Origin of the sequence: Polyangium sorediatum, assembly GCF_029946465.1 — a bacterium.
GTDB classification, from domain to species: Bacteria; Myxococcota_A; Polyangia; order Polyangiales; family Polyangiaceae; genus Polyangium; species Polyangium fumosum.
Genome location: NZ_JARZHI010000083.1, coordinates 1 through 13488, shown reverse-complemented (window position 1 = coordinate 13488; position 13488 = coordinate 1). Strand labels below are relative to the sequence as shown.

Genomic DNA, 13488 nt, shown 5'->3' with positions numbered 1-13488 from the left:
CTCGGAATACTCTCGTATTCCTGCGTCCTCCTCCCTAGCTCCAGGGCGCTCGCGGCGTTTCTCGACAACCTGCTGGTTTGTTTGAAAGGATTTCCTCCGTGCCCCGCGCGCTCGTCCTTGTCAGTCTAGTCCTCCTCCTTCTCGGCTGTCGCAAGGACGAGCGCGCGGAGGCACCTCCTGCCGCTCCCTCCGCGCGTTCGAGCTCCACGACCCTCGCGGCGTCCGCCCCGAGCCCCGAGCCGCCGCTTGGCGACGCCGAAAAAGGGAAAACCCTCGTCGCCAAGTTCCAGTGCAACCGCTGCCACGAGGGCACCGGCTTCGAAAAACCCGCGCTCGACCAGGATTGCGTCCGCTGCCACCAGGAGATTCACGCCGGCACGTACCAGGCCTCGGCGACCTCGCTCGCGAAGTGGCAAAAGAGCATCGTCCATTTCCGCGAGACGCCGTCGCTCGCCAACATCGGCGGCCGATTGCGCCGCGGCTTCCTCGAAAAATTCCTCCTCGAACCACACGACGTCCGCCCGCACCTCGACACGACGATGCCGCGCCTCGTGATCACCCCGGAGGAGGCGCGTGACGTCGCCGCGTGGCTCACGTCCTCGGCGACGCCGGCCCCGGCGGTCGCGCTCGAAGGCGCGAACGTCGAAAAGGGAAGCGCGCTCTTCGAGGCGAAGGGCTGCCGCCAGTGCCACGAATACACCGGCGCCCCGCGCGCGGCGCTCCCGGCGGGCGTGGCCGATCTCGAAGGCAAGGGCGAGCGTATGGCCCGCGCGCTCGCGCCGGATCTGCGGTACGTCCGGGAGCGCATGGCCCCGGGCGAGCTCGTCCGCTGGCTCGACGACCCGAAGGCGCAGAAGCCCGACACGCTCATGCCAAAGACGCCGCTCACGCCCGAGGAGCAGCGCGACCTTTCCGCCTTCCTTTTGCGCGCCGATCTCGCGCCCAAGGTGGCCAAGATCATCCCGCCGCGCCTGCCCGTGCTCGACCGCAAGGTGACGTACGAGGAGGTCAGCCGCCGCGTCTTCCGCAACACCTGCTGGCATTGCCACGCCGAACCGGATTACGCGATCGGCGACGGCGGGCCTGGCAATACGGGTGGCTTTGGCTATCGGCCCCGCGGCCTGAACCTCGCCGAGTACGAGGGCATCCAGGCGGGGTACGTCGACGACAAGGGCGAACGCCGCAGCATCTTTTCGCCGATGCCCGACGGCACGCCGCGCCTCGTGTACGCCATGCTCGCCCGGTACCGCGAAGAGGCGGGACAAACCGATCCGGTCGTCCGCGGAATGCCGCTCGCGCTCCCGCCCGTCACGCCCGAGGACATCCAGCTCGTCGAGACCTGGATCGCGCAGGGCCGGCCGCAATAACCCCCGAATCCAAGGTCGTCCGCCCGTGCTCCCCGCGCACGGACGGACGGGCGCCACGCTTGCATGGGGCCGACGCGGAGCCGTGGGCTCTAGGGAGGGGTTCATCCATGCAGTGGCGGCATTTCATCACGATCGGATTCGTGGGGCTCCTCCTCTCCTGCGCGTCCGAGGACATGGGAACCGGAGACCCCGGAGAGGCGCCCATGCCGCTCGACCCGCGGGTCGTGATCGGGCTGCGATTCGCCCCCGTGCCGCTGAACCTGGAGAGCGCGGATCGGGCCCTCGTCGGGCTCGGGAGTTATTTCGTCAACGCCGCGTCCGGGTGTATCGATTGTCATAGCTGCCCGACCTATCGCCCCGGCGAGTCCCCGTTCACCGGCGGGCGTGGCCGCCTCTCGGCTGCGACGTACCTCGCGGGCGGCGTGCCTTTCGGGCAGAACCTGAAGGCGCCGAGCCTCGCGCCCGACGCGAAAGGCTTGCCCGGCGGGCTCACGCGCGAGCAATTCATGTCGGTCATGCGCACGGGGAAGGATCCCAAGGACCCGAATCGAACGCTCCAGGTCATGCCCTGGGCCCTTTACCGGATCATGGCCGACGAGGACCTCCTCGCCATGTACGAATACCTGCGCGCCATTCCGCCCGCGCAGCCGGGCGCGTGCACCGGCCCGGGGCAATAAACGTCAGCCCGGCGTGTGCTCCAGAAGCTCGATGCGATTGCCGAAGGGATCCTCCACGAAGACCCGCGTGATGCCGTCGATCGGCGGGCCGTCGGCGACCGTCACGCCCGCGGCCCGCAGGCCCTCGACGAGCGCGGCGAGCCCCTCCACGCGTAGGCCCGGGTGCGCCTTGCGCGCCGGCTGAAACTCCGCCTCCACCCCGAGGTGGATCTTCACGGCGCCCGCCTCGAACCACGCGCCGCCGCGCTTGGCCATGTCCGCCGGCTTCGGCACCTCCGCGAGCCCGAGGAGTTTTCCGTAAAACACGCGCGCCTCGTCCTCGCGCCCCGCGGGCATGGCGAGCTGCACGTGATCGATGGCTACGATGGGCATGAAAGGGTCCCTCCCTCGTCCTTAGCTTGGATTCGGCTCCCCGAGGTGCCGCGGAAATTCCTTCACCGTGAGGAGATGCCGCGCCACCGACATCGGATCCGTCGGCAGCCTGCAAAAGTATCGCATCGAGGTCCGCAGCGATCCGAACGTGCGCTCGCGATCCTCCCAGTGGGCGCTCCCTTCTACGTTCGCGCGCAGGGGAGGGGGCGCGGCCGGGTCCTTGCGAAAGACGCGCACGTACGCGAGCAGCCGCCCGTGGTATTCGGGCTCCTCCACGATGGCCGCGATCGCCTCGCCCCGCGGGTGCGTCCCCGCGATCATCGATTCGACCTGCCGTTCGAGCTCCGCGAGCCCGTCGTCCCACATCGTGAGCAGCTCCAGGTCGTAGCGCGGATTCGCGTGCACGACCTGCATCAGGTGGCCAATCACGTTGTCCCGGGTGCTGAAGAACCCGACCGGATCGGCGAGCGAGGCTGGCTCTTCGAGGAAACGCAGGATCTGGTGGAACGTGTAATCGATCCCGAGGGTCTCGTAATACTCGGACGACGCGGGCGAGATCCAGAACCGCAGCATGTCGATCGAGCCCACGACGAGCTGGATCCGCGTCGGCGCCGCGTCGAGGACCCCCGCTTGAAGGAGGCGCGCGAGCCGCGCGTCGAGCTCGCGCCCATCGCCGTATCCCGCCAGCATCCTCCCAAACCGGGCCATTTTCCCGGCCAGCGCCGCCGGGCTCCCCGCCGCGCGTGCGAGGAGCTGGAGGGACGAGTCCGTGCGTCGCGGCGTCACGAGTGCCTCAGAACCGCGCGAATCGCCGGAGCCGGAAGTACACCGGCGTCGGGCTGTTCTCGTCCTTCAGCTTCTCCGGCCCCTCCATCAAGGGCACGTACATCACGCGCCGCTGGCTCGCGTCCCCCGTCGCGCTCGCCTCCGCGACCCGATGCCAGATGCGGCCGTCGTGGATCGTCAGATCCCCCGCCTCGGCCACGAGCGCATACTCGGCCGGATCCGCGTCCGTATCCATGAAATGCGCCTTCCGCGTCAGCATCGGCCAGAGCCCTTGCTGGTGCGAGAACGGAATCAGCCGCACGCCGCCCTTCTCGATGGGCGAATCGTCCAGATAAAACCCGACGTTCAGGTACCGCCGCGGCATCTCGAAATAGAAGAGATCCCGCAAGCTGTCCGTGTGCCAGCCGAGCCGCTTGTAGCTCGACCCCTCCTCGCGGCGGTAATGGTTGATGACGAGCCCATCCCGCTCCCGCTCGCCGATCCGATACCCGGGCCCCGCGATCTCCAGGATCGCCTTGAAGCGAGGATCCTGCAGGAACGCGTGCAGCCGCTCGCCGAAGGTCGACGAGAAGCACATGCGCTGCACGAAGCCGCGGCCGTCCTTGCGCTTGCCGAGGATGAGCGGCACGCCGTTGATGACCGTCCGCCCCTCGGCGACGAGGCGCGCGTCGATGGCCTCGACCTCCTCGACGAGCTTCGCGACCTCGGCGCGCGGCAGGAAGCTCTTGAAGCGGATGAACCCGAACGTATCGAGGAACTCGATCTGCTCCGGCGTCAGCCGCTCGCCGAGCTCGAAGCGCGGCATCTCGATGCAGCGGTTCATCGGCGGCAGCGCGGCCGCGCTCGTCGGTTTCGCCGGTGCCTCGGGAGCCTCGAAGGTCGTCGTGGTCATGGTCTTGGCTTTTTACCAAATTTCCGCCGCGAAGCCGCCCGCTCCCGTGTCACGAATCGGCCACCGTCCGGTTCGATGCTCTACGGCGCCGGCGGCGGATCCGGGATGTCCGGCGGCGCCTCGTCCGCAGCGACGATCCGACCGACGATGTTCCCTTCGCCCTTGCCGCTCGCGGACGTGCCGAGGAGCACCGTGTCCGCCGCCAGCGTGCCCGTGCCGCGCAGCACGCCGTCCGCGCCCGGGGCGAACTCGGCCGTGAGCGTCACGTTGCGCAGCGTGACCGGCGGGATCTGCACGACGATGTCCGTCGGCGCCGTGGCGAACACGGCCTTGCCACCGGGCTGGTCCACGGCGCAGCCCTCGATCGTGAACGAGTATCCGGTCGGCGGCGTGCCATACGGCACGTAATCCGAGTGCTCGTCCACCGTGCCCGCGCGCTCGGATTGCGCGACGCACTGGGGCATGGGCAGGAGCCGGCAGACTTCGCCGGTCGCGCACGACATCGGACACACCTGGGTCTTGTCGCGATCGGCGTTCGTGGCCTGCCCGCGCACGCGCCCCGTCTCCGGATCGACGTAAAACGCAGCCCAGAGCTGGACCTGCGTCTGGAGCGGCTTCTCGATGTCCGCGAGCAGGAAGTACTTCCCGGTCGGGAAGACCGTCGAGGGTTTGTCGCACTCGAGCTTGAACGTGTAGCCGAAGAGCAGGCGCTTGCGGGTCTTCGTGACGTGGCCTTCGACATCCGCGAGGCCCGCCTCGATCACGAGCGCGAGCTTCGGGCCCACGGGCAGCGGCGCGCCCGGCTTGATCACGAGCGTCGCGTTGCCGTCCACGAGCTCGGCCGTGCCGCCCTCCGTGAGGCTCGTCGTGAACGAGAAGAAGACCGCGGGCGTGCTCTCGGGATCGTCGTCCTCGTCGAAGAGGTTGCCCTCGACGTCGGTCTCCAGGCGAAGGATCGAGACATGGAGCGTCGTGGGATCCACGGGCTCGGAGAAGGCGAGGACGATCGGCGCCGACGCGTCTTCGAGCACGCCGTCCTCAGCGCCGACGATACGCGGCTGCGGGGGGCCATCGTAGAGCTCGCAACCGGCGCCGACCGGGGCCGCGAGGGAGAGCAAGAGGAGCGAAAGAGGAAGACGTCGCATGTCCGTGCTCCGCGAGACCTAGAAGAAGAAGGTGGTGCGGCCCTGGACGAGGACGCTGCGCACGGCGTAGCCGTCCTCGTTTCGCAGAGCGTCGCCGGGGAAGAGCACCGCGCCCTCGAGGTCGAAGAGGAAGTGATCGAGGTAGCGATACGAGATGCGCCCGTCGAGCTCGGTGCCCCAGTACTGACCGGGCTTGCCGCCGGCGAAGTTCACGAGGTCGTCCTCGATCGTGAGGCCGTCGCGGGCGAGGAGGGAGTTGACCGGATCGACGACGGGCTCGGCCGCGAACGCGAAGAGCACGCCGCCGCGCAGCGTGAGGCCGCGGACGGGGCGGATGTCGAACTGCGGGAAGATCGCGAGCGCGTTCGTGAAGGCGCCGCGGTTGTAGACCGAGTCCGAGGGAAAACTCGGGGCGCCGAGGCGGTTCAAGAGCTCGGTGCCCGCGGCCGCGACGCGCGCGGTCTGGAACGCGACGACGTGCTCGAAGAGCAAGAGGCCCACGTTCGCGTCCTCGGCGAAGACGAACTGCGTGAGCGGCGTGCGGTTGTTCGGATCGGCGTCACCCGAGGCGTAATCGAACTCGAGGTACGCGGTGTAGAGGGGCCGGTCGTAGCGCACGACGGCGCGCGCGCCGCCTTGCAGGATGCGCTGATCGACGACGGGATCGTTCGAGATGTAGCTGTTCGCCTGGGCGATCTCGCGGGTCGAACCGACGTTCATCGCGGCCTCGGCGGTGACGTGGAAGTCGCCGAAGCGGGACGTCGCCTTCAGGCCGAAGCTGTTGATGCGGGAGCTGTTCGCGTCGTCCCAGCGATGCACGTAGTAGCCGCCGACGAAGACGTCGCGGGCGGGGCCGAGCTTCGGCGCGAGGAAACGCACGGCCACGTCGACCTGCTGCACGTCGTCGGCGAAGAGCTGCACGCTGTCGGTGACCCACCGATCGTAGGCGAGGGCGAGGATGACACCGCGGTTCTCCGAGGTGTCGCGCTCCTCCTTGGGCTTGAAGGCTTCGAGCGGCTTCGTCGCGAAGAGGACACGGTCGACGAGGTTGCCCTGCCGGCTGAAGCCGAAGCGGTTCGTCCGTCCGTCGCCGTCCGCGGCCTGGATGCCGGTGCCGTTGTTCGCGGACTGGCGGCCCACGCGGAGCAAGCCGATCGGGAGCACGACGTCGCCGTAGGCCTTGCGGAACCGGACCTGCTCCTGCGAGCAGAGCGTGTAGCCGTAGTCGTCGGCGTTCAAAGGGTCGGTGCCGCGCAGGCCCACGCAGGGCGTGGTGACGTTGGGGCTGCGCGCGTTGATGTTCGTCCCGAAGTTCGGCTTGGGGCCGGAGGCGAGCGTGCCGTTGTCGCCCCAGAGCACGCCGTCGAGCATGTCGGCCGAGGCGTAGAGGCGCACCTTGTCGAGGTAGTCGACGCCGATGTCGAGGCGCAGGCGGTGCTCGATCCAGCTCACGCGCCGGTTCGACTCGCTGTTCACCGCGATCGGGTTCACGTAGAGCAAGTTCGCGCGGTACTCGGCGCCGGCGCGGAAGCCGAACTTGTCGAGCGCATACCGCGTCCCCTGGCCCTTCGGATCCGGATCCGACCACGCCTCCGTTTGCGCGTGCGCGTCGCCCGTACAGAGCACGAGCGAGAGGGCGAGGGCCGAAGGGAGGGAGGCGAGGAGGGCAGCGGGCGTTCGCATGGCGCGGGGGGATCCGCACGGTATCCGCACTCGGCCCGCACGCGCAACGGCTTGCCGCATCCGTCAGGGGCAGCGCATCGCGCCTTCGAGCTTGCCGGTCTTCGCGCGGTAGACGAGGCCCGACTCGGCCGCGATGCGTCGCTTCGGATCGAGGCAATACACGGCAAAATCGACCGTGGCGTCGCCGGTCTCCGGATCGAAGTCGAGCGAGGTCTGCGAGCCCGTGAGGTCGATATTTTTACCGCCGCGCAGGACCCTGATCGCCGAGTAAATCCCGCCCTGGCCGACCTCGACCGGCTCGCCCGGGGGCACGAGGCGGCGCACGGCGCGCGCGAGGCCGCGGCCCGTGATCGGCTCGTCGCCGAGCGCGAGCGCGGCGTACGCGACGGCGTAAAACGCGTCGTACGGGGCGCTCGTCGAGTCGTACGGCGTGACCTTGTCCGGGAAGATCTCGTTGTGGTGCACGACGAACTTCGCGAGCGCGGGGTTCATCGCGGCGTCGACGCTGAGCAGCCGGCGCGAGGCGTCGGGGCGCTCGGCGACGAGCTTGAGGAAGTCGTCGGACCCGAGCGAGCCCGAGAGGACGTAATGCGGCCGGAAGAAGCGGTTCTTCGGCCAGCGCCGTTCGAGCTCGACGAGGAACTGCGCGCCCGCGCCGGCCTCGAAGACGACGTGCGGCGCAAACGCGCCGATCGACGTGATCAAGCTCGCGACGGCGTCCCCGGTCTGCGAACCGGCGAGCTCGTCCTTCACCACGAACTGGCGCAAGTCGTCGCCGTTCTCGGCGGCGCTCTTGCCGTTCCAGCGCAACACCGAGAGGAGCTGGTCCGCGTGGCTCACGCCGGACGCATTGTCCACGCGGACGATGGCCACGCGCAGCGGCTCGCCGGGGCGGAGGATCCCGGGGCGCCTGCGAATCTCCGGTTCGAGCACATGTTCGAGGAACGCGGCCTTCGCGCCCGTCGACATGGTCGCGCTCGAGGTCACGCGCAAGACGAGGCGCGGATCGTCCGGCGCATGCGCGATGTCCGTGAGCATGGAGGCGGTGTTCGAGGCGAGCGCGAGCACGCCCTTCGGCAGGAAGTACGCCTGCGCGAGGTCGAGGACCTCCTTGCTGCGCGCAAAGCCGAGGACCGCAGGGACACCGACGTCGTCGACGAGGTGCGACGCCGCGCGCTCGGCCGCCTCGGTGTCATCGCAGAGGACGATCCCGATCGGGCGAGGCTTGCCCGCGCCGCTCGCAGGCGGCAAGCCGCCCGTGAGGCCCGCAAAATCACGGCGGGCGAGGTCCACGGCGCGCGCCGCTTGCCGGCCGTACGTCGTGCCCTTCTTCTCGTCGTGCGGGTACATCGCGCCGATCCAGATCGTGCCGTCGTTCTCAACGTCGCCCGCCTCGGCGAGGACGCGGCACTGATCGGTCTCGAGCGTGACGCAGGCCCCGCGATCCTTGCGGCAGATGGCATGCTTGTCCCCGCCCGGGGGCATGCAGTCGGCGTTCGTGACGCAGGCACTCCGCGGCGTCGGAGGCGGCGGGGCCTCGGTCGGCGCGGTGCGGCTGGCCCGCGCGACGAAGAGGACGACGAGCGTGGCGATCATGCCGAACCCCGCCGACATCATGAGCAGGGCCCGCGCCCGGGAAGGGCGCTCCTCGGTGGGGCTCGACGAGAGAGGCTCGCTGATCGTGTTCTGCGGCGCGCCGTCCACAGGCGCAGCGGCCGGCGCGAGCGAGGGCGGGCGCGGCGTGCCCTCCTGTCCAGGAGGCACATCGAGCACCGTCTCGACGAGCTCGGCCCGCGGTCGCGAAGCGACGATGCGCCCCGAAGCAGGCTGAAGCGAGATACGCCCCGACGACGAAGGCGCAAACGCGAGGGAACTGCCGCTGTTGCGAGGGACGACAGAGAGGGGCTCGCCATACACCGCGATGTGAGCCGAGCCGATCGCATCCCGCATCTCGCGCGCATCCTCGAACCTGTCATGGCGCGAGTAAGCAAGGGCCTGGTCGATGACGCGGGCCACATCGCGCGGAGCCTCGGGCGCGACATCCATGAGGCGCGGCGCAGGCTTGGTCGCCGTGCTCGTGAGGAGCTCCGTCGCGCGGCTCGCATCATGCACGAGCCTGCCCGTGAGGAGCGTGAACATGGTCGCGCCCGCAGCCCAGAGGTCGGTGCGCGCATCGATGGCGCCCCGATCCCCAAGCGCCTGTTCAGGCGGCATGTACGCAGGGGTGCCCGCGACGCCGCCGGGCCCGCCCTCCTCATCGGCGACGACCCGCGCGATGCCAAAGTCGAGGATCTTGAGGGTGCCGTCCGACGTGACGAACACGTTCTCCGGCTTGATGTCGCGATGCACGATGCCCTTGTCATGAGCCGCCGCAAGCGCATCGCAGAGCGCATGCCCGATGACGAGGACCTCACGGCAAGCAATCTTGCCGCCCGCGCGTCTACGCCGCTGGTCGAGGGTCTCACCCTCGAGCAACTCCATCACGAGGAAAGGGCACCCATCATCCGAGACGTCGTCATCAAGGACGCGCACAGCCCCCGGGTGCTCGATCGAGTTCGCGACGTACCCTTCACGAACGAAGCGATCCCGCTGGGTAACGCTGGCCGAGAGCTCCGGGTGAAGGATCTTGACCGCCACCCGATGGCCGTTGCGATGAACCGCGAGGTACACCGTCGCCATCCCACCCACACCAAGCACACGCTCGATGCGATACTTCTCCCGGAGCGTTCTGCCGACACGACGTTCGGCGTGCTCTCGGGCGGAAGGCGGGGGCATGGCGGAAAGGAGGATACCCGATCAGGGAATTTCCGGAACGGGAGGTTCGCCGCGATGCGCTACGTCGGTCCCGGCAAGCGGTTCTCCGCCTCACCAGGTCGTCGCGCCGGGGCGCTGCCCCGGACCCCGCGGGGGCTGTCCGCCCCTCGACCCGGACCAGGCACGGCCTGGACCGAGGGGAAGAACTGCGCGATGCGCAGTTCTTCCCACGAGCCGGTGGCAAGACCACGGGGGGGGTTTCAAGCCGGCGACGGTGACGCTGCCCGTTGAACCTGCAGCGTCGTCGCGGTGGTTGGCAGGATCGTGGAGGGTCTTGACCCTGGCTGTTCGATGAACTGCGCGGAGCGCAGTTCATCGACCCCGGTCCAGGCCGTGCCTGGTCCGGGTCCAGGGGTGGACAACCCCTGGTGGGGTCTGGGGCAAAGCCCCAGCGCGACGCCCATCAAGCGAGCTCGAGCAGGGTGTCCACGACCATCCATTTCGTGCCGCTGCCGCCTGGTTTGCCGCGCTGGCATTTTGCGCTTGGGACCATGCGCCGCAGACAGGAGACGATGCTTTGGGCGATGGGCTCGACGACGGCGCCGATCATTTCCTGGGGGAGTTCGACGCGGATCAAGTGAATGCCGCTGCCGCGGTTCTGGTGGGCCACCTTGGTTCCGGCGATTTGGCGTTCGAGCTCGGGGAGACGTTGCAGCTCGTCGTAGATGCGGTCCGTGACGGCTGTGTGCTCCCTGGGTTCGGGGGTGGGGGTGCTTCCGCGGAGCAGGTCGATGAGCGCCTCGCGGACTGTCATTCGGGCTTTGCCGAGGTACTTCATCACGAGCTCGATGAGCTCGCCCCTTGCGATCACGCGAATGTCGATGCCGAGTCGGCCTTCGAGGGCGGCGCACTTTTCCTCGAATCCGTTGCTCGTCACCTCGGCGGTCGTCACGATCACGCCTGCGTCGATCTTGTGCAGCTCCTTGGCTTGCTCGATTTGACTGAGCGTGCGCTCGTCGTCGTGGAGCCCGTCGTTTTGCTTGATCTGGACGGCGACTTTGTATTCGAGGCCCAGCGGATCGCGCGTGTAGACGATGAGATCCGTGCCCCTCTCGCCGGCGCCGCCCCAATGCTCGACGCGCCCGCCCTCGTAGATGCACATGAACAGGTGATGCACGAGGTGCGCGAGCTCGTTGCCCTTGTACTTCGTCAGGATGTGCTTCCACGCCGCGTCGCGGACCGCCGTGAAGAACCCTTCGGCTTTTTGCGTCTCCGGGTCCGGCGTCCACGTATCCTTGCCGGACTCGATCGCGTGGACGAGCGCCTCCACCGTGGAGCCGAGCGCGTCGATCGACCACATCCTCGATGGGTTCCGCATCGTCGCGCGTAGCTCTGCGTCGACGTGCGTGTTCTCCGCCTCCACGCTGGCGACCTTCCCGGCGGGCGTGCGGATGGGGTCCACGGCGATGATATGGCCGTAATCGGGGCCCTCCCGCCCGGGCGCCACGATGGGCGCGTACTCGTATGCGCCCTTCACGCGTGCGAGGGCCCATCGGCCTTGATCGAGCAGGTTTGGCAGGATGAGCACGTTGCCTGGCTTCAGGCCGTCGGGCTCGGTGTCGAGCAGGCGCCGGTTTCGCCAGACGCTCGCTTCCTCCTCGGTCAGCTTTTTTCCTGCGCGCACCTGGTCGCGCAGGAGCCGCAGATCGTGCTCGCGTCGCCACCCGAAGCCCTGGCGCAGGCGGCCCTGCTCGAGCTCGCGGGTGAGAAACGCGCGCTGCGTGCGATCGGTGCGAAGGACGAGGTAGCGGCGGGGCATGGGGAGAACCGAGGCTCGGTGAGCGGGATGGGGATCCCGGCGAGCGTCTGCCCTTTGACGTTACCATGCGCGCCGGTGCGGGTGGGACGGCTTGTCACGCGGGATGGGTCCGCCGTCGACCCTCAAGCGCGCGCGGGGGCGCGGTGGTCGCGGAACATACGCGCCACGAACTTCCCCGCGGGCAGCTCTTGCCAGCCGCGCATGTGCGAGGCGGGCTCCTGCGGCAGCGTCTCGATCGGGCAGAGCGGCGCCCCGTACTCCGGCGGGGCCAGGACCACCGCCGCGAGGCTCGCGAACGTGATGTCCGCCATCGTCAGCGCGTCGCCCACGAGGAACGATCGACCGTCCTCGATCCGCTTGCCGACCTCGGCGAACATCGCCTCGATCTTGCGGAGCGAGCGCTCGGCGCCTTCGGGTGTGATGCGCATGGCCCTGCGCATGGCCGGGCGGACGACGGGGAAGAAAAACGGGAGCAGGCGTTTCTCCAGCGCCGGCGCGTTTTGCTTGTTCGAGAGATCAAGCACGAGGTCGCGATCCGGCAGCATGTGGAAGTACATCCATCGCCGGGTGTGCGGCCCGAAATGCTCGTCGAAGTGCTCTTCGAGCGCCTCGATCTCCCGGCGCTCGGCGTCGTTCGTCCCGTAGAGCCGCGCCGCCGGCGCTCTTCGATCGGCCCACTTCGCGATGTCCGTCGAGTCGTTGATCGCGCCCTCGTCCGTGATGAGCGCAGGCACGCTGCGGTGCCCGCCCGCGCGGCGCACGGCGAGCATGTGGAACGCGGGCAGGTGCCCGGACTCGCGGTAGGGGATGCCCGCGTGATCGAGCGTCCACCGAGCCTTCTCGCAGTAGTGGCTGAACGTGATCGTCACGAGCTGGGGGGCTTGCATGGGCGCCTCGTCATGTATCATGCGCCGATGGACAGCTCGCTTATCTTTCGGAGAACACTCGTATACCGCGTCGCGGCCGCGCTCGGCGTCACGCTCGCCGCGCCCGTCGCATTCGTCGGCTGCGGCGCGAAGGTCGTCGTCGACAGCGAGTCCACGGGCGCAGGCGGCACAGGCGGCACGGGCAGCACGAGCTCGACGGGCATCCCCGCGTGCGAGGGCACCGGGACGATCACGCCGTTCCTCGCGTGTTTCCCTTCTTCGGTGGGCGAGTCCTGCCCGTCGACGAACGAGGCCCCCGGCCTCATCGCGAAGAACCTCGACTCCTGCTCCTGTCTGCACTCGGTCGACGCCGGCCCGAAGCCCGATCCGAGCGGCAATGGCTTCTGCTGTTACGACACCACGATCGAGGTCACATGCGCCATCGGCCGGCCGCTCCGCGCCGAGGACGGCCCCGTGGTCGCGCCCGTCGAGGCCACGCGGCGAGGTTGGTCCGAGGAGCCCCTCGCGCCCAACGTCGAAGGACTCTCCGCCGAAGCACGCGAGGTGCTCGCCGAGCGCTGGATCCGAGACGGTCTCTTCGAGCACGCCTCGGTCGCCGCCTTCTCACGCCTCGCCCTCGCGCTGCTCGCACACGGAGCCGACGAATCGCTCGTGCGAGCCGCCCATGAAGCGGCGCTCGACGAGGTGCGGCACGCGCGGCTCTCGCTCTCCCTGGCAGCGGCCTACCGAGGCGCGCCCATCGCACCCCGAGGTTTGCCCGAGGCGCTCTCGCTCCCCCTCGGCGAGGGTCTCACGGAGCTCGCCGTTTCCACCGTGATCGAGGGCGCCGTGGGCGAGACACTCGCAGCCGTGCTCGCAGCCGAGCAAGCCGAGCGCGCTTCCGACCCCGCCGTGCGCCACGTCCTTGCAGGCATCGCAGAGGACGAAGCACGCCACGCAGAACTCGCATTCCGCATCATCTCCTTCACGATCGCCGCAGGCGGGGCCCCCGTGCGCGACGCCGTCGCGCGAGCGTTTCGCGACGCCGCGGGCCGCCTGCCGCCGCCGCCCGCGGAGCCGCAGCTCGCGCCCGCCGTGGCCGCGGCGCATGGCCACGTGCCCCGCGC

The 13488-nt window shown here is 69.1% G+C and carries 11 protein-coding genes; 3 read left to right on the top strand and 8 right to left on the bottom strand.

The window, feature by feature from the left end; all coding sequences use genetic code 11:
* Nucleotides 1-98: 98 nt before the first annotated feature.
* Both QHF89_RS43630 and QHF89_RS43625 read left to right on the top strand, forming a co-directional pair.
* Nucleotides 99-1367, top strand: a complete 1269-nt coding sequence (locus QHF89_RS43630; protein WP_136968068.1) for a c-type cytochrome — start codon at nucleotides 99-101, stop codon at nucleotides 1365-1367.
* Between the two features lie 107 nt (nucleotides 1368-1474).
* Nucleotides 1475-2044 carry a cytochrome C gene (locus QHF89_RS43625; protein WP_136968069.1) on the top strand — a complete coding sequence of 190 codons (570 nt, stop codon included), beginning with the start codon at nucleotides 1475-1477 and terminating at the stop codon, nucleotides 2042-2044.
* 3 nt (nucleotides 2045-2047) lie between these two features.
* On the opposite strand, the gene QHF89_RS43620 is transcribed toward QHF89_RS43625, so the two are convergent.
* The 8 genes from QHF89_RS43620 to QHF89_RS43585 form a co-directional block, all read right to left on the bottom strand.
* The gene (locus QHF89_RS43620; protein ID WP_136968070.1) at nucleotides 2048-2416 is read right to left on the bottom strand and encodes a VOC family protein; all 369 of its coding nucleotides are present in this window, start codon (nucleotides 2414-2416) and stop codon (nucleotides 2048-2050) included.
* A gap of 21 nt (nucleotides 2417-2437) precedes the next feature.
* Nucleotides 2438-3202, bottom strand: coding sequence for a hypothetical protein (locus QHF89_RS43615; protein ID WP_136968071.1), 765 nt, complete (start codon nucleotides 3200-3202; stop codon nucleotides 2438-2440).
* Between the two features lie 7 nt (nucleotides 3203-3209).
* Nucleotides 3210-4094 (bottom strand): phytanoyl-CoA dioxygenase family protein, encoded by an 885-nt coding sequence (locus tag QHF89_RS43610; RefSeq protein WP_136968072.1) that lies wholly within the window; start codon nucleotides 4092-4094, stop codon nucleotides 3210-3212.
* A gap of 80 nt (nucleotides 4095-4174) precedes the next feature.
* Nucleotides 4175-5239 carry a hypothetical protein gene (locus QHF89_RS43605; protein ID WP_136968073.1) on the bottom strand — a complete coding sequence of 355 codons (1065 nt, stop codon included), beginning with the start codon at nucleotides 5237-5239 and terminating at the stop codon, nucleotides 4175-4177.
* A gap of 18 nt (nucleotides 5240-5257) precedes the next feature.
* Nucleotides 5258-6922, bottom strand: a complete 1665-nt coding sequence (locus QHF89_RS43600; protein WP_136968074.1) for a hypothetical protein — start codon at nucleotides 6920-6922, stop codon at nucleotides 5258-5260.
* 63 nt (nucleotides 6923-6985) lie between these two features.
* The gene (locus QHF89_RS43595) at nucleotides 6986-9697 is read right to left on the bottom strand and encodes a bifunctional serine/threonine-protein kinase/ABC transporter substrate-binding protein (protein ID WP_136968075.1); all 2712 of its coding nucleotides are present in this window, start codon (nucleotides 9695-9697) and stop codon (nucleotides 6986-6988) included.
* 442 nt (nucleotides 9698-10139) lie between these two features.
* Nucleotides 10140-11495 (bottom strand): restriction endonuclease, encoded by a 1356-nt coding sequence (locus QHF89_RS43590; RefSeq protein ID WP_136968076.1) that lies wholly within the window; start codon nucleotides 11493-11495, stop codon nucleotides 10140-10142.
* A 122-nt stretch (nucleotides 11496-11617) separates the two neighbouring features.
* On the bottom strand, nucleotides 11618-12382 hold the full coding sequence (locus QHF89_RS43585; protein WP_284721718.1) for a glutathione S-transferase: 765 nt from the start codon (nucleotides 12380-12382) through the stop codon (nucleotides 11618-11620).
* 27 nt (nucleotides 12383-12409) lie between these two features.
* On the opposite strand from QHF89_RS43585, the gene QHF89_RS43580 reads away from it, so the two are divergent.
* A partial coding sequence (locus QHF89_RS43580; protein WP_284721717.1) for a ferritin-like domain-containing protein occupies nucleotides 12410-13488 on the top strand: 1079 nt, incomplete at its 3' end.

What these genes read in the sequence shown, in the direction of transcription:
- QHF89_RS43585 (WP_284721718.1), bottom strand. Translation starts at nt 12,382, where the DNA reads ATGCAAGCCCCCCAGCTCGTGACGATCACGTTCAGCCACTACTGCGAG.
- QHF89_RS43600 (WP_136968074.1), bottom strand. Translation starts at nt 6,922, where the DNA reads ATGCGAACGCCCGCTGCCCTCCTCGCCTCCCTCCCTTCGGCCCTCGCC.
- QHF89_RS43590 (WP_136968076.1), bottom strand. Translation starts at nt 11,495, where the DNA reads ATGCCCCGCCGCTACCTCGTCCTTCGCACCGATCGCACGCAGCGCGCG.
- QHF89_RS43605 (WP_136968073.1), bottom strand. Translation starts at nt 5,239, where the DNA reads ATGCGACGTCTTCCTCTTTCGCTCCTCTTGCTCTCCCTCGCGGCCCCG.
- QHF89_RS43625 (WP_136968069.1), top strand. Translation starts at nt 1,475, where the DNA reads ATGCAGTGGCGGCATTTCATCACGATCGGATTCGTGGGGCTCCTCCTC.
- QHF89_RS43595 (WP_136968075.1), bottom strand. Translation starts at nt 9,697, where the DNA reads ATGCCCCCGCCTTCCGCCCGAGAGCACGCCGAACGTCGTGTCGGCAGA.
- QHF89_RS43620 (WP_136968070.1), bottom strand. Translation starts at nt 2,416, where the DNA reads ATGCCCATCGTAGCCATCGATCACGTGCAGCTCGCCATGCCCGCGGGG.
- QHF89_RS43610 (WP_136968072.1), bottom strand. Translation starts at nt 4,094, where the DNA reads ATGACCACGACGACCTTCGAGGCTCCCGAGGCACCGGCGAAACCGACG.